Raw genomic sequence first — 19,326 nt, forward strand, 5'->3', positions numbered from 1 at the left:
GAGCGACTGGTTTCCCCATCGATGAACCCTTGCAACCGCCCCGGCAGTATCCCGGAGCCGGGCGTGTCCGGTGTCGTCAACGTCCGGCCCCGGACGTTGAGCGGAGAACTTCGAGGCATCCGGTGCTCCGGTCGATCTGGTCGGCGCCGTACAACTCGGCGAATCACGGCCTCACGCTCGACCACTTGGGGGTGACCACCCGTGGAAGCGTTCGTGGGAGGTCAGGCCCGGGTGTTTGCGAACCGAAGTCGGCGCACCGGTCAGCAGTCGTCCTCGGACAGCAGTAGAAAGGCCGCCGCTTCCAGATGCACGACGCACATGTCCGGATGATGATGCCGATGGATATGGCGCAGTTCCCGTGCCCGCTCCTGCGTGAGTTCCAACAAGTACACCTGGCACACATGCTCGGCCAGCCAGCCGTCGGCATGCACGAAGGCCCTGTGCGGCAAGGGGCCTGGCAGCGTCACGAGGTTCCTCCGGCGTCCGGTGCCATCCCCTTCGGCGGAAATGCTCCGGCTGTCGCTCGCAGCCGCACCCGTCCGGCCCGGACGTCGGCCACCAACTCGTCGAGGGCCTCGACGCAGCACTCGAGTTCGGTAGCGTCCCACTCGTGATGCCGAGGATCGTCTTGCCGCAGCGCGTAGAGCGCGTACTTCCACGCAAGCCACGCAACCCAGTCGCCATACGACGACGGACTGATCGGGGCCTCCGGCGCGACCGCGATGTTCCGGATATGCCCGCTCGCTTCGCGGTCGATCAGCCAGATCAGCAGGTTGAGCTGCTCATCGACCGAGGACGTGTCGCTCGGGCGCTGCTCGTGCAGGTACCGCCAGACGCCGATCACCTGGCCGGCGCAGCGGAGCAGCACCGTGCTCGGTTCCTCCGCTCCCTCGCACACCCGTAGGAACGCCGAGCTTTCGGGGAGCGGCTGATCCGGACGAGCTTCGACCGGCGGCACCGTGAAGGCCACGGGCCTGTCCGGGGTGAATCCGTAGACAACGTGCTCCCCTTGGTCTCGGGGCATGGCGATGCCTCCCTTCGGTATCAGCGAGATGTGGAAAGCGTTGGCAAAGAGAATGTTTGGGACAGTCAGTCCCACAGTCGGCCGCACGGCAACGGCGGCAGATCGGGTCGCACGTCATCGTCGACCGTCACCCGTAAGCCGAGCTCAGCGAACGCGCCCGCCAACTCGTCCGCCACGCTCTGCGCCTGTTCGGCACCGGCTCGGTAATCCAGTTGCAGCACACCGGATTCGATGTGAATATGCCGAATTCGACGTGGTCGGCGTGGGGGTCGCGTGAGGTATTCGGGCCGGGTCATACGGGCGAGTTGGTATATGGCGAGCGTGCTGTAGAGCATCGTGCTGGTACCTCCCCTGGTGCGTCCGGTCATCCTGAGAAGCACCCGGTACCAAGGGCTTTCGCCACCGACCCGGGCATCCGGGCCGGTGCGCCACCCAGAGATGCGGCGTCGGCTTGGTACCGGGTACCGCTTCAACCTTGGTCCTCAGGCGGTTTCGGCCGCGACAGGCCAGTGGTGGGGTAGTGTGCGGTTACTGGACGTGTTTGCCCAGGTCAGAGTGGCTAGCTTAGGGTGGGGGCTATGGTCAGAGGGCGGGAGTGGACCGGGTTCGAAGCAGTGGCGCTGCAGGAGGCCATGCGCAAATCCGTCCGTGAGTTCGCGGCCCTTCTGGGCACCAATCCCTCGACTGTCATCAACTGGCGTACCGGGCTGGGCTCCGTTCTTCCACGGTCTGTCACCCAGGAGATGCTCGACACCACCCTGCAACAAAGGGCTACGTCGGAAGACCGCGCGAGATTCGATCAGATTGTGGCCGAGGGGGAATCCCTCTGGCGGGCACGGCATGACCGACCGACCGCCAGGGATGTGATCCCCTGCGAGGCCGTCCTGAATCAGAGCGGCGCTCCCTCCTCTCCACTTCCGGAAGCGGCTACCGTAGGAGGAAGTCCTCTGGGTGTGGAAGGAGAGGATTTTGTGGAGCGCAAGACCTTTCTGCAGGTATTCACCGGCTCCATGGCGGGCCTCGCTCTCGGCGCTGCCGGACTGACCGAAGCCCACGATCGCCTGGTCAAGGCCGCAGATGAGCCACCGCGCGTCGATGCTGCCCTGATCGAGCACTTCGACCGGATTTGCGATTACTGCCGCCACCAGGACGATATCCAAGGTGCTCAGGCGGTGCTGACCGTGGTTCGGGCGCAACTGCGGCTCCTGCACGCCATGCTGCCGGATTGTCCCGCCCGCCTCCAGCCGCAGCTGCTCGCGGTGTACAGCAAGTTCGCGGGTTTGGCCGGATGGTTGTCGCTCGATGCGCGACAGTTCGCCAACTCTTGGCGCTATTTCGAAGTGGCCCAGGCCGCAGCTCATCAGGCCGGCGCCTCGGCCCTCATCGGGTTCACCCTGGCCCGGATGAGCCACGTCGCCAAGGCACAGGATCGGCTGGATCTTGCCGTCGATTACGCCTCAGCCGCGGTGGCCACCACCAAGCAGGCCGAGCCGCTCGTCCATACCTTCGCCTACGACCAACTGGCGCGGGCTCGTGCGAAGGCCGGAGACGAGGCGAAGTGCCTGGATACTCTGGAGAAGACCCGCTCATCGTACCAGCGTGCCAAAACCGAAGCGGCCCCCGCCAGTTCGTCGTTGGCGTACTTCTACGACGATGGTTTCCTGCCGCATACCGAGAGTCAGTGTTACCTGAACTTGGGACAGCCGGAGCGGGCCGTAGCGCAAGCTGAACAGTCGTTGGTACTGCACGATCCGCAGCTGGTGCGCGACAACGCCTTTTCCAAGCTCTACCTCGCCACCACCTATGTCCATTCCAACGAACCCGAACAAGCCGTCAGCACCTTGATGGATGCGGCCGGTTGGGCACGGCAGAACCGCAGTGTGCAGCTGGCCGAACGCATCCAGACCGTCCGTGCCTCGATGGCCCAGTGGCAGGGATCGGCACCGGTGGTGGAGCTGGACGGATATCTGCGGGAGCAGCCGCTCGCGTAGTTGTGGCCGGATTACCTTGCGAGACAACGGAAAAGCCCGTCAGCCTCGGCAGGCTGACGGGCTCATCGGATAACCCGGCGCGGATTATGCCGAACTCCGCGGGAACCCCAGATCCGCTCCGCCGAGGTAGGTGTAGCCGTCCCCGCCGGCAGCCAGCACGTCCCCGATGCGAGTCAGCGTCAGCGTGAGCGCCTGCATGGAGTCGACAATGGAGGTGGCGAAGGCCATGGTCTAAGGTTTCGCGGTACGGCTTCGGCGGCGGTACGTCTGGTGATGTATTCGAACTGATGGCGGGTTGGGCCGTTTGTTGTTGATGGCAGACCGGCATCCTGTGGGGGAAGGCGGAGGTCTGGGCTGTGGAAGCCGAGCATGCCGTGGACTGGCGAGCTGTACGCCGAATCGCATGACGGCCGAATCCAGTACCGGCTGTATTTCATCGAACGCCGGCCAGGATGGCACCAGGTCACCGACGAGATCATCGGGTCAGGGATCGGGGGCAAGCCGGTTGATGAGACGGCCGACTGGACCAGTGGTGTACAGACTCGAGAGATACACGACGCCATGGTGTCGGGCGTGGCTCGCTGTGAGAACACCCGCAAGCGCTGGAGGCGTTGGAACAGCAAGTGATAATTTTGCGTTATAACGCATGACAGTCGTTGTCCTGTGAGGCATCCTTGGTGGCAAGGGGTGAGAGGAGAGTTCGATGGGCGTCGACATGTTCCCTGGTGTCAAGGACCCGACACCGCGCGATCATCTGGCTGTCGAGCTTGCTGATGAGCAGCTCAATCTGGTCCTCGGCCTTCGGGCTGTGCGTGTAGACAGTGGCATGAGTATCAGCGATGTAGCGGAAGCCATGGGCGTCGACCCGTCTCAGGTGTCGCGTTTCGAAAGTGGTGCTACCAATCCGACGATGTCGACAGTCCGCCGGTACGCCAAGGTAGTTGGCGCGATCTTCCGGGTGACGACGAGCAGTTGGAGCGAAGACCGTACCAACCGTGTGAGGGCAGCAGTCGACGCATGGGTCAGTTCCGATCCATCGTCGGATGAAGAGTACGAGCAGTGGACGACCAAGTCGAGGCCGCTGATCCGACAGGCAGTCGATGAGTCTCGCTGAGCGTGCTACCGGCGCGCGTCAGCGCTGGTACAAGCGATCGGTCGAGCGGCGCTTCGGCGAGGATCTCGAGTCGTGGGAGCCGGCCCCTGGTACCGAGCGGGGGACCGAAGTCGGGGGCGGCGCGCACGTCAGCGTAGACGACGATAGCGGTAAGCCGAAGATCGATGTACGTCTCGGTTTGAAACACCAGGAACCGCAGGTAACTGTCGAGTTGGAGTGTGCTGTCCTCTTCGAGTTCGCGAATGATCCCGAGGACCTACCGCATGATGAAGTTGAGTTGTTCATCAATGAGGTTGGCGTCGATTATGTACTCGGTTATGGGCGTGCTGCTCTGACCGACATTGTCCGGAGTGTAGGGCTCCCAGCGTTGATGTTGCCGACAACGGTGGGACCTGGTCTGGCCCAAGGTATCGCGGGGACTTTCGAGGTGTCGGACTGACGCAGGGTGCGGAACGGGAGTGACAAGCCGAGATGCCTGGGCGTGGTTTGCTCTCGTGAACTGCCTGGACACCCAGAAACGAGTCGACTCTCGCAGCGTTCACGTGAGATGGTCGAATTCTCCACTCACCCAGCGGATGTGGCGGTTCGCTGCGGCAGCGACGATGCGTTCGGCGTCGTGGTCGATGGTGTCGCCGCCTAGGGTGTAGAGGCGGTCGTAGGGGTAGGGGGTCAAGGTGTCGACTATGCGGCGGACTACTGAGGCTGACATCGGGAGGTGCTGGGGGTAGTTGCGCTGGAACGACACCCAGTTGGGGGTGAGGCAACCGGCGATGGTGTCGCCCGTGAGCAGGGTGCCGTCGGTGGTGTGGGCTACTGCGCTGCCGAGCATGTGGCCGCCGACGTGGATGAGTTCGATGCCGGGTAGCGGGGTCGCGTGGTCGTCCCAGTACTCGATCACCGGGTCGGGGCGGGGGATCCACTCCTTGCCGAGTGTGTGCACGAGCACCGGGGCCCGGTCGAACGCGTGGCTCCAGGCGATCTGGGCGGCGAACATGTGGGGATGGCTGGTGGCGATCGCCGCGACGCCGCCGAGCGTGCGGATCAGGCCCTCGACCTCGTCGTCCAGGTAGGCGGGTGGGTCCCAGAGCAGATTGCCCCGCGGGGTTCGGACGAGGAACGACCAGTGGCCGATGGCGAAGCGCGGTTCGCGGCGGAAGCTGTGGACGCCGCGGCCGTGCTGGCGGTGCATGGTGGTGTGGGGTAGGCGGGCCAATTCCTCGTGTGTGGTCCATTGCCCGTGCGGGCCGAGATCGCCGCGCATCTCGTCGGAGACCTCGTCGCTGTAGAAGACGCAGCCGTCCGCCGGTGGGGCCGTTGCGGATTCGGGATGTTCCAGGCCGCATCCGTCGCAGATCCAGGTTGTCATGATCACAGTGTGAAACCTCGAGTCGACTTGAGGTCAACCACCGATCCACGAAACCGATCGCCGCCGAGGAGTTGCGCCCGGCGGCGCGGTCGTCAGTTGCGGCGCTGCTGGACCTGGCGCTGGGCGCCGGAGCCCGAATTGGCCAGGGCCTCCAGGTCTTCGAGGAATTTCTCGATGCTCTCCGACTTCGCCCGGGCGGAGGCGGCCTGGTCGCGGACCTTCTCCTCGGTCAGCTCCAGCATCGCGGCGGCGAGGTCGGCCTCCAGGTCGCTGACCATCTGGCGGCGCAGCTGGAAGATCTGGGCGCGGCCCTGCTTGCGGACCCGCTCGACCTCGGCGGCGGCGGCCTCGCGCATCTGCGCGATGATGTGCCCGGCGTCGGCCCGGGCCTCGGCCCGCATCACCTCGAGTTCGACCTCCGCCTGAGCCAGCGCGCTGTCGTAGGCCTGCTTGGCCTCGGTGAGCCTGGCGGCCGCCCGCTCGCTCTCCTCGAGCTGCCTGCGGACCATGTCCTGGGAGCGTGCCATCAGCGATTTGACCGGTGGGACAATCCATTTCACGGCCACGAAGATGATGACCGCGAATCCGAACAGCTGGCTGAAGAACACCGGCCAGTCGAAGCTGATGTGGTAGATGCCCTCGGCGAGCAGGCTGGTGGGATGGTTCATGACGACGCCCGTCCTGTTCGATGGCCGGATCCGGATCCGGCGTGCCGATCGTCGCCGCCCACTACGCGGTCGGCCAGCGACTGGGCCAGCGGCTCGACCTCCTGGCGGAGCTCGGCGGCTACCTGATCCGCCTGCGCGCGCAGCTGTGCCTCCGATTCGGCGACGATGCCGTCGGCCTCCCGCTGCGCCTCGCCGCGCATCTCCTCGAGTATGGCCCGGCCCTCGGCGCGCGCCTGGTTACGGATTTCGGCGGCCTCGGCGCGCGCCTGCTCCAGCGCGGTCTGATAGCGGGCGTCGGCCTCGGCGAACACCTCCTTGGCCTCCTTACTGGCGGTCGTGGTCTCGGAGACCCGCTGTTCGCGCTCCGCCAGCACCTTCCGGATCGGCGGAACGACGAAGAACCAGATGATCCCGAGCACGATCAGGAAGATCGCCAGCTCGGCGAAGAAGGTGCCGTTGGGGATGAGGAAATTCCCCTCGGCGGCCACATCTGTTCGCGGAGACATGGTGCGTTACTTACCGGGAGTCGCGAAGACGAACAGCGCCATGAAGGCCAGGTTGATGAAGTACGCGGCCTCGACCAGTCCGACGGTCAGAAAGAAGTTGCCGCGCAACCGGCCCTCGGCCTCGGGCTGCCGGGCGACGCCGTCGATCAGGGCGGAACCCGCGAGGCCGTCACCGATGCCGGCGCCGATGGCGCCGCCCGCCATGATGAGGCCGCCGCCGATGAGGGCGCCCTGGACGATGGTCGCGGTGGTTGGATCTGCCATGTCACTTCCTGTTCTCGAAAACGGTCGACCGGAGACGCCGATCGGGGATTTGCGTGGCTCAGTGGTTCTCGTGCTCCAGCGACATCGATTGGCTGAAGTAGAGGACGGTCAGCAGCGAGAAGATGAATGCCTGGATGAACCCGACGAACATGTCGAACAGTTTCCACACGGCATTGGGCCCCCAACTGATCCAGAAGGGGAACAGCGTGATCACCGAGATCATCACGCTGCCGGCGAACATGTTCCCGAACAGTCGTAGCGACAGCGAGATCGGTTTGGCGATCTCCTCGATGACGTTGACGAAAATCATCGGGCCCCAACCGGTATGGCCCTTCAGCAGCATTTTGCCGTGCGTGAACGGCCCGCGCCGGGCGATGCCCGCGCCCTGGTAGAAGGCGAAGACGAACAGCGCCAGCGCGTAGACGAAATTGACGTCCGACGCCGGGGGAGCGATCAGCTCGCCGTCGCCGTACTGCACTGGCAGCACCGACAGCCAGTTCGACAGCAGGATGAAGGTGAACAGCGTGACGGCCAGCGGCAGTGCGAAGGGCGCGACCTTCATGCCGATCGCGCTTTCCACCTGATTGCGCATGCCGACGGTCACGGTCTCGAAGAACAGCTGAACACCGTTGGGCACACCCGAGGTCAGCTTGATGCGCAGGATGATCGCCAGCACGATGACGATCAGCGCCGCCACGCAGGTGGACACGATGGTGTCGACATTGAAGTCCGTGCCGAGCCAGTGCGCCATGGTGTGGTGGCCGACCTCGATCTTCGGCTCGGACTCGCCCTCCTGGGCGAGGAGTGCAATGTGAGTCGTCATGGCAGTCGGCGAAGCCCTTTCACCTGAGGCAGGACGGTGCTCAGAATCACGACGACCTGGAAAACGGCCAGCCCGAAGAAGATGCCGATTCCGCTCGGGCGCGCCAGGAACGCAACCAGCAGGGAAAGGGCTGTGATACCGAACAATCGGACCGCGATGGAAACCGTCAGGGCGTGCTTATTCGGCATTTCCGATCGGGTTATCCGGGTTACCGAAGACCAGGTGATTCGGGTATTCAACCAACCCAATGCCAGGCCGACGCAGATAAATACACCCAGCATCAATCTATCCAGTGCCCCGGTAGCCATCAGGGCCAGCACGCCGAGGGCTATCGCTTTGACAGCCGCATGGCTAACCCCGAGCCTGTTGACGTTCACTTGCGACACCGCCTCGCGTCGTCCCACGTCGTTATGGGAACTCGGTCGATCCTCAGCATACACAGATCAACATCCTTGCGTGGCAAGGTTTTTGATCTTTCTCCAGCTGACTTCGAGTTAATCATCGGCCACTGCTCGGCTACTATTTCCGAATGGGCCGATCGTGGTTTTTCGTGGGTTAACGGCGAGATTCCCCGGGTCCGAGTTGCGAGAAAGTTAATCGGCGGGGAATATCGGACAATAGGGATTTACATCTCAAATCTCGCCATTGTGGTGCCCCTCCACGACCGGTATTCACTATCCGGCGGCCGATTCCTCGGCGCGGTCGGCCATGGCGAAACGGAGATCGCCCCGGCGCGCGACCGACAGCTTGCGATACACCCGGGTCAGGTGCTGCTCGACGGTGCTCGTGGTGATGTCGAGCGTCTCGGCGATCTCGCGATTGCGCTTACCCAGCGCGGCCAGTTCGGCGACCCGGCGCTCGGCCGGGCTGAGCGAATCGGCACGGCCGGGGGTCGGCCGGGCTCGCGGTGCGGGCTGAGCCGTGCGGTCGCCGCGCAACCGGCGCACGAGTACGCCGGAGCCGCACGATTCGGCCAGCTGGGCGGCCTCGCGCAGCAGGGGGCCGGCCTTGTCGGCGTCGCCGATCGCGCGGTGTGCGCGGCCGAGGTCGGACAGGGCCGTGGCCAGCTCCAGATCGTCGGTGCCCGAGCGGGCCAGCGCGACCGCTCGGCGCAGCAGCGGCACCCGCCGATGCGCATCCCCGGTGGCCGCCAGCAGGCGCAGCGACACTCCGCCGCTGGCGTGCCGCTCCGGCCCGCCGATCAGCTCCAGGTGCATGGTGGCCAGTGACTGGGCCCGGCGCCGCTCGCCGAGACGCAGACAGGCCGCCGCCATATCGTTGCGCCACGGCACTAGCCACGCGAAGTCCAGATTCCACTGCCGCATCAGGGTGCCGCACTGGCGGAAGTGCCGCAGGGCGTCGTCCGGCTTCCCGATCGCCAGGCAGTGCCGGCCGTAGGCATGCAGATACGGTAGGGCGAAACGGGATTCGAACATGGCCTGCGGCAGCTGGCGGCGCAGGTGGGCGGCGGCCTCGGCGTGGTCGCCGCGGGCCGTCAGCGCCCGCACCAGGGTCCCGATCGGCCGCCCCGCCCAGACCCCCAGGTGTTCGGTCGGCACCAGGTCGAGCGCCAGCGTGGCGTTGTCGACCGCCGCGGCCAGGTTTCCCCGGCGCAGCAGCGTGTCCGCGCGCAGGGCGGCGAAGATGGAGCGCCAGGTCGGGGCGTGCCGGGCCTCGGTCTCGGCCAGCAGTGCGGTGCACCAGGCGTCGGCGGTGTCGAGGCGGTCGGCGTGCAGGAGGCAGTCGATCGCGGCCACCAGCGGCTCGACGGTGCTGGGGCCGAGCCGGTGACAGGCCAGGATGCGCTGGGCGGCGGCGGCCAGATCGGCGGGCGGATGCTGGACGGTCAGCGCCGCGAGCAGGTCGGCGGCCTGGCGATGCGGCGACTCCCGGTGCGCGGCGTCGCCCGTCCGGGTCCGGTCGGCGAACAGCTGCTGATGTCGCTCCGGATGCGTCGGATGGGTGTAGCGCAGCCAGGCGCGCAGGAAGTCGACGCGCGGGTTGCAGGTCAGTGTCCCCGCCGGTGCGCGTTCCAGGCGGTCCAGGGCGTGATCGGCATGCTGTACGTAGCCGTGCCACAGCATGTGCAGCACCGCTCCCGGCAGGTCGGCGGTGGGCACCCGGCCGGTGTACACCGCCGCCTTGAGCCGGCCGAAATTGCGGCTGCGCGTGGACGGGTCGAGCCGCCATTCCACCGAGACGAGGCGGCCGGCGATACCGGCCCGGTCGGCCACCCGGCGGCCGGTTCGATAGGCGAGTTCCAATCGCTTTACGGCACAATCTATTTCGTCGTCGGCGAGGGCCTGGTCGGCGGCGTCGACCAGGACCTGCGTCGCCCACGGGGCGCGTGTCTCGCCGGCCGCGACGAGCTGCGTCGCCACCACCGAGGCGGGAAAGCCGTTGCGATGCAGGAGTTCCGCCGCCCGCCCGTGTAGCGTGCGCCGTTGTTCGACGGGCATCTCGCGCAGCACCCGCGCGGCGATCGCCGGATGCGCGAAGCGCTCCTGCGCGACCCAGCCGACCTCGGCGAAATCCGCGACGACGTCGCGAATCCGGTCCGGATCGGCCTCTGCCAGATCGGCGGCGAGGTTCGTGGTGGCGACGCCGCCCAGCACGGCCACGGCGCAGGCCGCCCGCAGCCGGTCCGGATCGCCGCCGGGCAACAGCATGGTGAGGGTTTCGTCGCCGTCCGCTCGTCGGGGCCGCGCGGCGGGCTGCTCGCCCGGTTCGGCGACGATCGATGTCCGGGCTCGGTCCCGAGCGACCGATCGCTGCATACTTCAGTCCCTTCATCGATCGGATGTGCCCGACTGAGGGAAGAGAACGGTCCCTGAGCGGGACCGGCGGCACTGGAAGCGGCATCGTTGCGGCGGTGGGTGTCGCGGACACCCGGGTTCAGCCGGTGCACGAGGTCTTCTCGGCGGGCGCTGCGGCGCATCCCACCCTACCGCCAGCCTCCCGTCGCGTGAATTATGCTACATCTCAATGTGTTTGGCCCACAGTACGACGAAATGCCGCTTGTGCCGAGCGGTTGCCGCCGATACGCCGGACCGGTCGTGGCGCGCACCGGCCACCGTGCCCGCATCCGGCCGAAATCCCGTGCGGCTCCTGGAGTGTCGGTATCCCGGGCGAATGCCTGATCTGCGATAAGCACCGCGGACTCGGGCGCCCGGCCGGGCCGGTGCTGTTCGCCGGCGACTCGGTGGTGGTGACGCACCGGCCGCTGACCGAGGGTTCGCCGATCCCGGGATATCTGTTCGTGGAGACCCGCCGACACGCCCCCGCGCTGCCGGATCCGACCGACGCCGAGGCCGTCGCGGTGGGCTGGGCGGTCCGCCGCGTTACGGCGGGGGCTCCGGCCGGAGTCGGTGTTCTCGGCGGTCACCGGCCGCGGCGTCGGGCACTTTCACCAGCACGTCTTCACCAGGCCACCCGGTACGCCCGCCACGGTGCACTGGTCCGATGTCGACTCCTGGGCGGATGCCCCGCGCATCGACGACGCCGGGCTGAGGGAACTGTGCGGGCGCCTGTCGGCGTATTTCGGCAGGTCGCCGGGTCCGGCTAGGCGGGTGCGGCCGCCGGGTTCGTCCGGTCCGCCGCGATGATCGCGCGGAGGGCGGCGGCGGCCTTGAGGACCATCTCGCGGTATTCGTCCTGAGGGGTGGAGTCGAGCACTATTGCGCCACCGGCGCCGATGCGCCAGTGGCCGTCGTGGCGGACGGCGGTGCGGATGACGATGTTCAGGTCGGCGGTGCCGCCCAGGCCGAGAAAGCCGAGGGTGCCCGAATATATCCCGCGTGCTTCGGTTTCCAGCTCGTCGATGATCTCCATCGTGCGCAGCTTCGGCGCCCCGGTCATCGAGCCGCCGGGGAAGCACGCGCGCAGGCAGTCGATGACGTCGGCGTCCGGGCGCAGCCGCCCGCGGACGGTGGACACCAGCTGGTGCATGGTCGTGTAGCTCTCGGCGACCATGAGCTCCGGCACGTGCACGCTGCCGACCTCGCAGACGCGGCCCAGGTCGTTGCGCAGCAGATCGACGATCATCAGATTCTCGGCGCGGGTCTTCGGATCCGATTCCAAGGCGCGGCGCAGGTTCTCGTCGGCGACCGGGGTCCGGCCGCGCGGCGCGGTGCCCTTGATCGGCCTGCTCTCTACCCGCCCGGCGCGGTCCACCTTCAGGAACCGTTCCGGGGACGAGCACGCGATCTCCAGCTCCCCGAAGCGCAGATAGGCCGCGCAGGGGGCCGGGTTGCTCCGGCGCAGCGCGCGATAGACCGCCAGCCCGTCGCAGTCCGCGTCGACGTGCACGGTGTCGGTGAGGTTCACCTCGTAGGTCTCCCCGGCATGCAGGCGGGCACGGATGGTGGCGATATCGGCCAGGTACCGGTCCCGGCCGCGAGTGAGCCCGGCGGCGACGCGCTCCTCGTCGGCGGGCAGGTCGAGTTCGTCGGGGGGCACCGGGCCGGGCAGGTCGTCGACGGCCGCGCGTGTCTCGGCGAGCCAGCGCCGGCCCGCCGCACGGTGATCCGCGTCGGTGACGGCGATCAGGTGGGTGCGTTGCGCGAGGTGATCGACGACGATCACCCGGTCGGCGAAGATCCACTGCGCGTCCGGCGCCGGGGCGCGGTGCGCGGCCGCGGCGCCGCAGTCGGCCTTCACCTCGTAGCCCAGGTAGCCGACGTAGCCGCCGACGAAATCGAAGGGCACATCGGGGATTCGGATCCGCCGCCGGCGCAGCTGCCGGGACAGGTGGTCGAGGACCGTCCCGGGGACGCCGCGCCGTCCCGTGCGGGACTCGACCTCGACGGACCCGTCGCCCACCCGATACCGCACCACCTCGGCCAGCGGGCCGGAGGCGTCCCCCAGGAAGGAGAACCGGTCCGGCCCCCGCTCCACATGCGCACCGTCCAGCCAGAACGCGGTCCCCGCATCCCGATACAGCCGCAGGAACGCCGTTTCGGTGTCCACCGCCCGGTCGACCACCTCGTGCAGTGCTGTCAGTTCGGGGGTCTTGTGCAGAACCGCCGGTTCGGGGACCTCATGTCGTGCCGTCGGTTCGGGGGCCTCGTGCGGTTCTGCCGGTTCGGGGGCCTCACGCAGCTCCGCGGGGTCGGGAGTCCTGTGCAGCCGGATCGGTTCGGGAGTCTGGTGGAGTCCTGCTGGTTCCGGTGTTGTGTGCTGCTCTGTCGGTTCGCCGGCCTCGTGTGCCGTCGGTTCGGGAACCTGATGGTGTACGGCTGGCTCGGGAACCGTGTGCGGCGCTGCCGGGGCGATCGACCGGGGTTCGCCGGTTCGGGGGCGCGGCACCGACGGAGCGCGGACGTTCGCTCGGGCGCGGTGGTCGTGAGGACCCGGTGCCGGGGTGCGTCCGGGGGCGGCCTGCCCGGGGCGCACGGCATGTTCGATGGTGAGCCGGGCGAAATTGCGCAGCAGCGCGGCACCGTGCGCACTGGCGATCGACTCCGGGTGGAACTGCACGCCCCACTGCGGGCGCTCGCGGTGCCGCACGCCCATGATCACGCCGTCGGGGGCGGTCGCGGTGATGTCGAGGACGTCCGGCAGCGGGCGGGCGGCGCACAGCGAGTGGTAGCGCACGGCGGTGAACTCGCCGGGCACCCCGGCGAACAGGTCGCGGCCGTCGTGGGCGATCCGGTCGGGGTAGCCGTGCCGCGCGGCGGGTGCGGCGGTGACCGTCCCGCCCGCCGCTTGCACGATGCCCTGATGGCCCAGGCACACGCCGAGCAGTGGCAGCTCCGCCCGCTCGATCAGGTGCCGGGAGATACCGAAATCCCTTGGCACGTCCGGTCTTCCGGGCCCGGGTGAGATGACGATATTGTCGAAGCCGGCGAGTGTCGGCGGTTCGGGCTCGTCGTTGCGCAGCACGACCGGCTCGGCGCCGTTCACCTCGGCGATGAGCTGGAAGAGGTTGTAGGTGAACGAGTCGTAGTTGTCGACCAGCAGCGTGCGGAGCGGGCGAACGGACCGGTCGACGCTCACCGGACGTCCCGCACGGTGTGCACGCACCCGATCCCGGGTGCGGCCCCCTGTTCGATGCTCTTCTCCGAACGGGAACCGGTCGTGCTCATGGCTCTACACCGTATCGGGTGCTTGTTCACGACCCCGGACGGCATATTGATGGCATGTGCCTTCAGTTGAACGGGCCCGCTGGTGCACAATGTGGGACATGTCTGAGGTGCAACCGGCCGATGTGGATCGCGACGTCGTGGACTTCGCGATCGTCGGGAAGTGGATGGATGAGCAGGGCCTGCCCGGCGGCGAGTTCGACAACGTGTCCGCGCTGGGCGGCGGCACCCAGAACATCATGCTGCGGTTCACCCGTGGCGGGCGCGACTACGTGCTGCGCCGCGGGCCGAAACACCTGCGCCCCAAGAGCAACGACGTGATCCGCCGCGAGGGCCGGCTGCTCGGCGCGCTGACCGGCACCGGGGTGCGCGCGCCCGAGGTGATCGCCGCCTGCCCCGATGAGTCCGTGCTCGGGGCGGTGTTCTATCTGATGGAGCCGATCACCGGATTCAACCCGCAGACCGAACTGCCCGCCCTGCACGCGGGCGATCCGGAGATCCGGCGGCAGATGGGGCTGTCGGCGGTGGAGGCCGTCGCCCGGCTCGGTGCGCTCGACTATCGGGCCCTGGGCCTGGCGGATTACGGCAAGCCGGAGGGCTTCCTGGAGCGCCAGGTGCCGCGCTGGCTCGGCGAGCTCGAGTCCTACAGCGCCAACGAGGGCTACCCCGGTCCGGAGATCCCCGGCGTCGAGCAGGTCGGCGACTGGCTGGAGCGGCACCGGCCGGCCGACTGGCGGCCGGGCATCCTGCACGGCGACTGTCACCTGGCCAACATCATGTTCTCCTACGAGGGCCCGCAGGTGGCGGCGCTGGTGGACTGGGAGATGTCGACCATCGGCGATCCGCTGCTGGATCTGGGCTGGCAGATCGCGACCCGCCCGGAACCGGGGACCACGACGGGCTCGCTGATCGGCAAGCTCGGCGAGGTCGGCGGCCTGCCCACCCCGGCGGAGATGATCGAGCACTACGGGCGGTTCTCCGATCGCGATCTGAGCAATGTCAGCTGGTACACGGTGCTGGCATGCTTCAAGCTCGGCATCGTGCTGGAGGGCACGTACGCGCGCGCCTTCGCCGGCAAGGCGCCCCAGAAGGTCGGCGACTACCTGCACGCCATCACCCTCGAACTGTTCGACACCGCGCGCGGGCTGACGGAGTGACGGCCGTGTGAGTGCGCCCGGCGGGCGGGTCGTAGGCTCGTGCGCGTGCGAGCGCTGGAGCAGATACGGGACTGGCCGGTTCGGCATGCCGCTGCGGGAGTGGTGACCGCCTCCGGTGCCGCCCGAGCGGAAGGGGACGGCGAGCGGGTGTTCGCGCTCGCCTCGGTGACGAAACCGCTTGCGGCGTATGCGGTTCTGGTGGCGGTCGAGGAGGGCGCGATCGAGCTCGACCAGCCGGCCGGTCCGCCCGGATCGACGGTGCGGCATCTGCTGGCACACACCTCCGGCCTGGCCTTCGACACCAATGTGATCATGGCCGAACCGGGGGAGCGGCGCATCTACTCGAGCTCCGGATTCGAGGTGCTGGCGCAGTTCGTGGCCGATCGGACGGGAATCGCGTTCGCCGATTATCTGCACGAGGCGGTATTCGAGCCACTCGAAATGAAATCCTCGGTCCTGGGCGGCTCGGCCGGGCACGGCGCGCGGTCGTCGCTGCACGACATGATGCGATTCGCTGCTGAGTTGCTGAGTCCGACACTGCTTTCCGGGCAAACGTTCGCCGAGGCCACCGGGGTGCAATTTCCGGACCGCAACGGGGTGCTGCCCGGATACGGGTCGCAGCGCCCCAATGATTGGGGCCTGGGATTCGAGATCCGCGACGATAAATCTCCGCATTGGACGGGCGGCGCCAACTCGCCGCGCACCTTCGGTCACTTCGGCCAGTCGGGCACCTTCCTGTGGGTGGATCCGGCCCTCCGAGTGGCGTGTGTGGCGCTGAGCGACGAGAATTTCGGCGACTGGGCGCGCGCGGTGTGGCCGACGTTCAGCGACGCCGTGATCGCGGAGATCACGGTACCGGGCGACACGGCCGTAAAGTAACTCCCGTAACATCGGGCACTCCAGTAAACTCGGGCAACGCGCCGGGCTCTCGGCGGGATGTTGGGGAAGACGTCCCACGTCGAGGCTGGAGGTACTGGTGCGCGCATCGAGTCAGTTCGCGGACACGACGTCTGGAGTGGTGTACATCCATTCGTCGCCGGCCGCGCTGTGCCCGCACATCGAGTGGACGCTCGCATCGGCACTGAAGGCTCCCGCGAAATTGCGCTGGACATCGCAGCCGGCGGCGCCCGGTCAACTGCGTGCGACCACCGACTGGATGGGTCCCGTGGGCACCGGATCGCGGATTGCTACCGCTTTGCGAGACTGGCCGGTGCTGCGTTTCGAAGTCACCGAGGAGCCGAGCGAGGGCATCGACGGCGAGCGCTTCAGTTTCGTCCCGGGCCTGGGTCTGTGGCGCGGTGCCACCAGTGCCAACGGCGACGTGATGGTGGGGGAAATGCGTCTGCGGGAAATAGTGCGGATCGCGCGCGAGCGCGGCCGGCACACGCCCGCGGAGATCGCGGCCGATATCGACCGGGCGCTCGGCACCGCCTGGGACGACGATCTGGAGCCCTTCCGGTGGGGCGGTGAGGGCGCCGAGGTGACCTGGCTGCGCCGCGACGTCGGATAGCGGCGCGGCCGCCCGGCACCTCGTCCGGTCCGGACGGCGAGGCGCACAACGATCTGGATGTGCCCCTGCCCGTGTGGAACAGTGCTTGCAGCACACACGGAGGAGGGGGAACGTGGTGTATGGGGAGCGAGTTCTGGTCGAGACGCTGGGGGAGCGCAATACGTGGACGGCTCTGGCCGTCGACGGGCGCCCGGCACAGTGGCGTTCGCTGGTGCGGGTGCTGCCGCCGAGAATGCTCGGCGTCCTCGCCGATGCGCACGACCGCCGCGAGCCGGTCGACACATGGTTGTCGTCGTGGCTGCCGGGCGACCGGCGCACGATGGCGGTGTCCGCGACGCCGATGGTCGGTCCGGGCCGTCGGGTGCACAGCGTCCAGATGCGCAGTACGCCCGATGGTTCGGCGCTGCCGGATCTCTATACCGTTGCGGCATTCGGATATTCGGTGCCGGAACGCTCGATTCGACTCGGAGACAACACCTTCGACTGGGACCTTCCCGCCGGCCGCGCGAGTTGGACGGTGCCGGAGGCATTCCGGTTCGTCGAACGGTTCGACCGCTCGATGGAGCTGATCCTGCACACCCTGGACCCGCCCGACCGGCTGCGCTGGACGGCCGATATCACCGTCACCATGGCCGGCGCGCCCCGCCGGATCCGCCTGGCCCTGCGCTCCGATCCGGACAACCGGCTGCTGTGGCGCGGCCTGCTGCACGATGTGACCGATTCGCTTGCTCCCGAACCGATCTCACTCGAAGGCGCCACGCTGTCGGCGCTGGGGCGGCAGCAGGAGGGCCACCACCTGGCACTCACCGCGGTGCGCGATGTACGCCTGATCCGATGGATCACCGAACCGGTACCGGAGGTCCGATGGCACGGCACCGCCGACTCTCGGGACACACCCCATCCGGACGATATGGCCCGCATCTGCACGGCGATCGGCGACATGGTGCGCGGCGCCTGCACACACACGTATCTCGAGGGAATTCGCCTGCGCCGCATCGGCACCGGCTGGGTGGTCGTAGACGCCCGCTGCACCGTCCTGCCGGCGCCGAACGCCCCGGCCCTGATGTTGGTGGAGTTGACGGTCACAGGCACCTCGGATGCCCCCGATCCGGCCGAGCCGTGAACATGGCCCGACGCGCTCACCCGCGGCCCGGTCGGCGGCTACTGTCGCCCGCCGGTCCGTCGGCGCGTGGATCTCATGGGCGGTCTCCCGGGCGGAGCCGCGAAGCCCACGGGGTGTCGCTCCGCGGTGCTGTGAAAACACCCGTACCGACGACGGAGCGGGCGGCCCGATCGTCGGACCGTCCGCTCCTGTGGCACAACGGTTTACAGGGTTTACAGGGTTTACAGGGTTTACAGTGGGATGTTCTTGTTGTTGCTGGGCCGTGCGGGGGCCGACGCGAGGGCGGCGGCGATGGTGGAGCGGGTCTTGGCGGGGTCGATGACCTCGTCCACGACGCCGATCGAGACGGCGCGGCCGACGCCGCCCGCGAGGGCCTCGTGCTCGGCGGTCAGCCGCTCGATCAGCGCCTCGCGCTCCTCCTCCGGGGCCTTGGCGATGGTCTTCTTGTGCAGGATGCCGACCGCGGCCTTGGCGCCCATGACGGCGACCTCGGACTCCGGCCACGCGTACACCGCGGTGGCGCCCAGCGAGCGGGCGTTCATGGCGATGTAGGCCCCACCGTAGATCTTGCGGGTGACCAGGGTGACGCGCGGCACGCGGGCCTCGGCGAAGGCGTGCAGCAGCTTGGCGCCGCGGCGCACCACGCCCTCCCATTCCATCCCGACACCGGGCAGATATCCGGGCACATCGGTGACGACCACCAGCGGGATGCCGAAGGAGTTGCACAGCCGCACGAAACGCGCTGCCTTCTCGGCACTTTCGGAGGTCAGGCAGCCACCCAGCCGCAGCGGATTGTTCGCCAGCACACCGACGGTGCGCCCGGCGAGGCGGCCGAGACCGGTGACGATGCTGCGCGCGTAACCGCCCTGCAGCTCCTCGAACGACGATTCGGTGTCGCCGTCGGGAGATTCGACATTGTCGAGCAGTTCGTGGACGACGGGCTTGACGTCGTAGGCGCGCTTGGCCGACGCCGGCAGCATCGCCTTCAGGTCGACGTCACCGTGTTCGGCGGCCAGCATGTCGAACTCGCCCTGTTCGGCGAACATCGACACCAGCTTGCGGCCGCGGTGCAGGGCATCGTCCTCGTCGTCGGCGACGATATGGGTGACGCCCGACTTCTTGCCATGCGTCTTCGGCCCGCCCAGGGTGGCCATGTCGACATCCTCACCGGTCACCGAGCGCACCACGTCGGGCCCGGTGACGAAGACCCGGCCCTCCGGCGCCATGATCACGATATCGGTGAGCGCGGGCCCGTAGGCGGCGCCACCGGCGGCGAAGCCGACCACGACGGAGATCTGCGGAACCAGGCCCGAGGCCCGGACCATCGCCTCGAACACGGTGCCGACCGCGTGCAGCGCCTCGACACCCTCGGCCAGGCGGGCCCCGCCGGAATGCCAGATGCCGACCACCGGGATACCGGAATCGATCGCCGTGTCGATCGCCGAGACGATGTGCTTGCAGCCCTCCACGCCCATGGCGCCGCCCATCACGGTGGCGTCCGAGCAGTACGCGACGGTGCGCACGCCGTCGACCTCGCCGATGGCGGCCAGCGCGCCAGACTTGTCGCGGGGGTGCAGTGGTAACACGGTTCCGGGATCGAAGAAGCGCTGCAGCCGACTCATCGGATCACGGGGATCGGTCGTGGTGTCCGCCTGGGCCGGGACCATCGTGGTCATCGCGTTCTCTCCTCGGAGGGT

General features: G+C 67.9%; 20 protein-coding genes. 8 read left to right on the forward strand and 12 right to left on the reverse strand.

The features are described 5' to 3' along the window. Nucleotides 1-260 precede the first annotated feature (260 nt). The 3 genes from D892_RS0122780 to D892_RS46955 form a co-directional block, all read right to left on the reverse strand. The gene (locus tag D892_RS0122780) at nt 261-467 is read right to left on the reverse strand and encodes a hypothetical protein (RefSeq protein ID WP_156959300.1); all 207 of its coding nucleotides are present in this window, start codon (nt 465-467) and stop codon (nt 261-263) included. After that, nucleotides 464-1,024 (reverse strand): hypothetical protein, encoded by a 561-nt coding sequence (locus D892_RS0122785; protein ID WP_156959301.1) that lies wholly within the window; start codon nt 1,022-1,024, stop codon nt 464-466. Before D892_RS0122785 ends, D892_RS0122780 begins: the two co-directional genes overlap by 4 nt. A gap of 65 nt (nt 1,025-1,089) precedes the next feature. Further along, nucleotides 1,090-1,245, reverse strand: coding sequence for a hypothetical protein (locus D892_RS46955; RefSeq protein WP_156959302.1), 156 nt, complete (start codon nt 1,243-1,245; stop codon nt 1,090-1,092). Nucleotides 1,246-1,602: 357 nt separating this feature from the next. On the opposite strand from D892_RS46955, the gene D892_RS0122795 reads away from it, so the two are divergent. From D892_RS0122795 to D892_RS0122815, 4 genes are all read left to right on the forward strand, one after another. Then, nucleotides 1,603-3,015, forward strand: coding sequence for a hypothetical protein (locus tag D892_RS0122795; RefSeq protein ID WP_156959639.1), 1,413 nt, complete (start codon nt 1,603-1,605; stop codon nt 3,013-3,015). A 369-nt stretch (nt 3,016-3,384) separates the two neighbouring features. Next, a complete protein-coding gene (locus D892_RS0122805; protein ID WP_024803450.1) occupies nt 3,385-3,642 on the forward strand; it encodes a hypothetical protein in 258 nt (85 codons plus the stop codon). A gap of 76 nt (nt 3,643-3,718) precedes the next feature. Further along, nucleotides 3,719-4,129 (forward strand): helix-turn-helix transcriptional regulator, encoded by a 411-nt coding sequence (locus D892_RS43945; RefSeq protein ID WP_084161182.1) that lies wholly within the window; start codon nt 3,719-3,721, stop codon nt 4,127-4,129. Then, nucleotides 4,116-4,568: a hypothetical protein gene (locus D892_RS0122815; protein WP_024803452.1), complete on the forward strand. Its 453-nt coding sequence runs from the start codon at nt 4,116-4,118 to the stop codon at nt 4,566-4,568. Before D892_RS43945 ends, D892_RS0122815 begins: the two co-directional genes overlap by 14 nt. A 99-nt stretch (nt 4,569-4,667) precedes the next feature. Here D892_RS0122815 and D892_RS0122820 read toward each other — a convergent pair whose 3' ends face one another. The 8 genes from D892_RS0122820 to pabB all read right to left on the reverse strand — a co-directional run bounded on the left by D892_RS0122820 (nt 4,668) and on the right by pabB (nt 13,753). Further along, a complete protein-coding gene (locus D892_RS0122820) occupies nt 4,668-5,495 on the reverse strand; it encodes a hypothetical protein (RefSeq protein WP_024803453.1) in 828 nt (275 codons plus the stop codon). 92 nt (nt 5,496-5,587) lie between these two features. Continuing rightward, nucleotides 5,588-6,163 carry an ATP synthase F0F1 subunit delta gene (locus tag D892_RS0122825; RefSeq protein ID WP_024803454.1) on the reverse strand — a complete coding sequence of 192 codons (576 nt, stop codon included), beginning with the start codon at nt 6,161-6,163 and terminating at the stop codon, nt 5,588-5,590. Next, nucleotides 6,160-6,669, reverse strand: coding sequence for a F0F1 ATP synthase subunit B (locus D892_RS0122830; protein WP_024803455.1), 510 nt, complete (start codon nt 6,667-6,669; stop codon nt 6,160-6,162). The genes D892_RS0122825 and D892_RS0122830 overlap by 4 nt, the downstream gene beginning before the upstream one ends. Before the next feature lie 6 nt (nt 6,670-6,675). Then, on the reverse strand, nt 6,676-6,933 hold the full coding sequence (locus D892_RS0122835; RefSeq protein ID WP_024803456.1) for a F0F1 ATP synthase subunit C: 258 nt from the start codon (nt 6,931-6,933) through the stop codon (nt 6,676-6,678). Nucleotides 6,934-6,991: 58 nt separating this feature from the next. Further along, entirely contained in the window at nt 6,992-7,756 is a 765-nt protein-coding gene (gene atpB, locus D892_RS0122840) for a F0F1 ATP synthase subunit A (protein WP_024803457.1), read from the reverse strand. Continuing rightward, the gene (locus tag D892_RS0122845) at nt 7,753-8,160 is read right to left on the reverse strand and encodes a hypothetical protein (protein ID WP_024803458.1); all 408 of its coding nucleotides are present in this window, start codon (nt 8,158-8,160) and stop codon (nt 7,753-7,755) included. Before D892_RS0122845 ends, atpB begins: the two co-directional genes overlap by 4 nt. 270 nt (nt 8,161-8,430) lie before the next feature. Next, the gene (locus D892_RS0122850; protein ID WP_024803459.1) at nt 8,431-10,533 is read right to left on the reverse strand and encodes a LuxR family transcriptional regulator; all 2,103 of its coding nucleotides are present in this window, start codon (nt 10,531-10,533) and stop codon (nt 8,431-8,433) included. Nucleotides 10,534-11,317: 784 nt separating this feature from the next. Then, nucleotides 11,318-13,753, reverse strand: coding sequence for an aminodeoxychorismate synthase component I (gene pabB / locus D892_RS0122855; protein ID WP_024803460.1), 2,436 nt, complete (start codon nt 13,751-13,753; stop codon nt 11,318-11,320). Nucleotides 13,754-13,940: 187 nt separating this feature from the next. Here pabB and D892_RS0122865 point away from each other — a divergent pair, with 187 nt between their 5' ends. The 4 genes from D892_RS0122865 to D892_RS0122880 all read left to right on the forward strand — a co-directional run bounded on the left by D892_RS0122865 (nt 13,941) and on the right by D892_RS0122880 (nt 17,629). Next, on the forward strand, nt 13,941-14,996 hold the full coding sequence (locus tag D892_RS0122865) for a phosphotransferase family protein (RefSeq protein ID WP_024803461.1): 1,056 nt from the start codon (nt 13,941-13,943) through the stop codon (nt 14,994-14,996). Nucleotides 14,997-15,041: 45 nt separating this feature from the next. Continuing rightward, a complete protein-coding gene (locus D892_RS0122870) occupies nt 15,042-15,875 on the forward strand; it encodes a serine hydrolase (RefSeq protein WP_024803462.1) in 834 nt (277 codons plus the stop codon). A 97-nt stretch (nt 15,876-15,972) separates the two neighbouring features. Beyond that, nucleotides 15,973-16,506, forward strand: a complete 534-nt coding sequence (locus D892_RS0122875) for a DUF3145 domain-containing protein (protein ID WP_024803463.1) — start codon at nt 15,973-15,975, stop codon at nt 16,504-16,506. Between the two features lie 112 nt (nt 16,507-16,618). Beyond that, nucleotides 16,619-17,629 (forward strand): GAF domain-containing protein, encoded by a 1,011-nt coding sequence (locus D892_RS0122880; RefSeq protein WP_156959640.1) that lies wholly within the window; start codon nt 16,619-16,621, stop codon nt 17,627-17,629. Between the two features lie 230 nt (nt 17,630-17,859). Here the strand turns inward: D892_RS0122880 and D892_RS0122885 are convergent, their stop codons facing one another. Then, nucleotides 17,860-19,305 (reverse strand): acyl-CoA carboxylase subunit beta, encoded by a 1,446-nt coding sequence (locus D892_RS0122885; RefSeq protein WP_024803465.1) that lies wholly within the window; start codon nt 19,303-19,305, stop codon nt 17,860-17,862. Nucleotides 19,306-19,326: the final 21 nt, after the last annotated feature.

Origin of the sequence: Nocardia sp. BMG51109 (genome assembly GCF_000526215.1) — a bacterium.
Lineage (GTDB): Bacteria > Actinomycetota > Actinomycetes > Mycobacteriales > Mycobacteriaceae > Nocardia.

Excerpts from the sequence above, each read along its gene's own strand:
- D892_RS0122865 (WP_024803461.1), top strand. The coding sequence starts at position 13,941 with ATGTCTGAGGTGCAACCGGCCGATGTGGATCGCGACGTCGTGGACTTC.
- D892_RS0122805 (WP_024803450.1), top strand. The coding sequence starts at position 3,385 with ATGCCGTGGACTGGCGAGCTGTACGCCGAATCGCATGACGGCCGAATC.
- D892_RS0122820 (WP_024803453.1), bottom strand. The coding sequence starts at position 5,495 with ATGACAACCTGGATCTGCGACGGATGCGGCCTGGAACATCCCGAATCC.
- atpB (WP_024803457.1), bottom strand. The coding sequence starts at position 7,756 with ATGACGACTCACATTGCACTCCTCGCCCAGGAGGGCGAGTCCGAGCCG.
- D892_RS0122825 (WP_024803454.1), bottom strand. The coding sequence starts at position 6,163 with ATGAACCATCCCACCAGCCTGCTCGCCGAGGGCATCTACCACATCAGC.
- D892_RS43945 (WP_084161182.1), top strand. The coding sequence starts at position 3,719 with ATGGGCGTCGACATGTTCCCTGGTGTCAAGGACCCGACACCGCGCGAT.
- D892_RS0122830 (WP_024803455.1), bottom strand. The coding sequence starts at position 6,669 with ATGTCTCCGCGAACAGATGTGGCCGCCGAGGGGAATTTCCTCATCCCC.
- D892_RS0122785 (WP_156959301.1), bottom strand. The coding sequence starts at position 1,024 with ATGCCCCGAGACCAAGGGGAGCACGTTGTCTACGGATTCACCCCGGAC.
- D892_RS0122795 (WP_156959639.1), top strand. The coding sequence starts at position 1,603 with ATGGTCAGAGGGCGGGAGTGGACCGGGTTCGAAGCAGTGGCGCTGCAG.
- D892_RS0122850 (WP_024803459.1), bottom strand. The coding sequence starts at position 10,533 with ATGCAGCGATCGGTCGCTCGGGACCGAGCCCGGACATCGATCGTCGCC.
- D892_RS0122835 (WP_024803456.1), bottom strand. The coding sequence starts at position 6,933 with ATGGCAGATCCAACCACCGCGACCATCGTCCAGGGCGCCCTCATCGGC.
- D892_RS0122815 (WP_024803452.1), top strand. The coding sequence starts at position 4,116 with ATGAGTCTCGCTGAGCGTGCTACCGGCGCGCGTCAGCGCTGGTACAAG.
- D892_RS0122885 (WP_024803465.1), bottom strand. The coding sequence starts at position 19,305 with ATGACCACGATGGTCCCGGCCCAGGCGGACACCACGACCGATCCCCGT.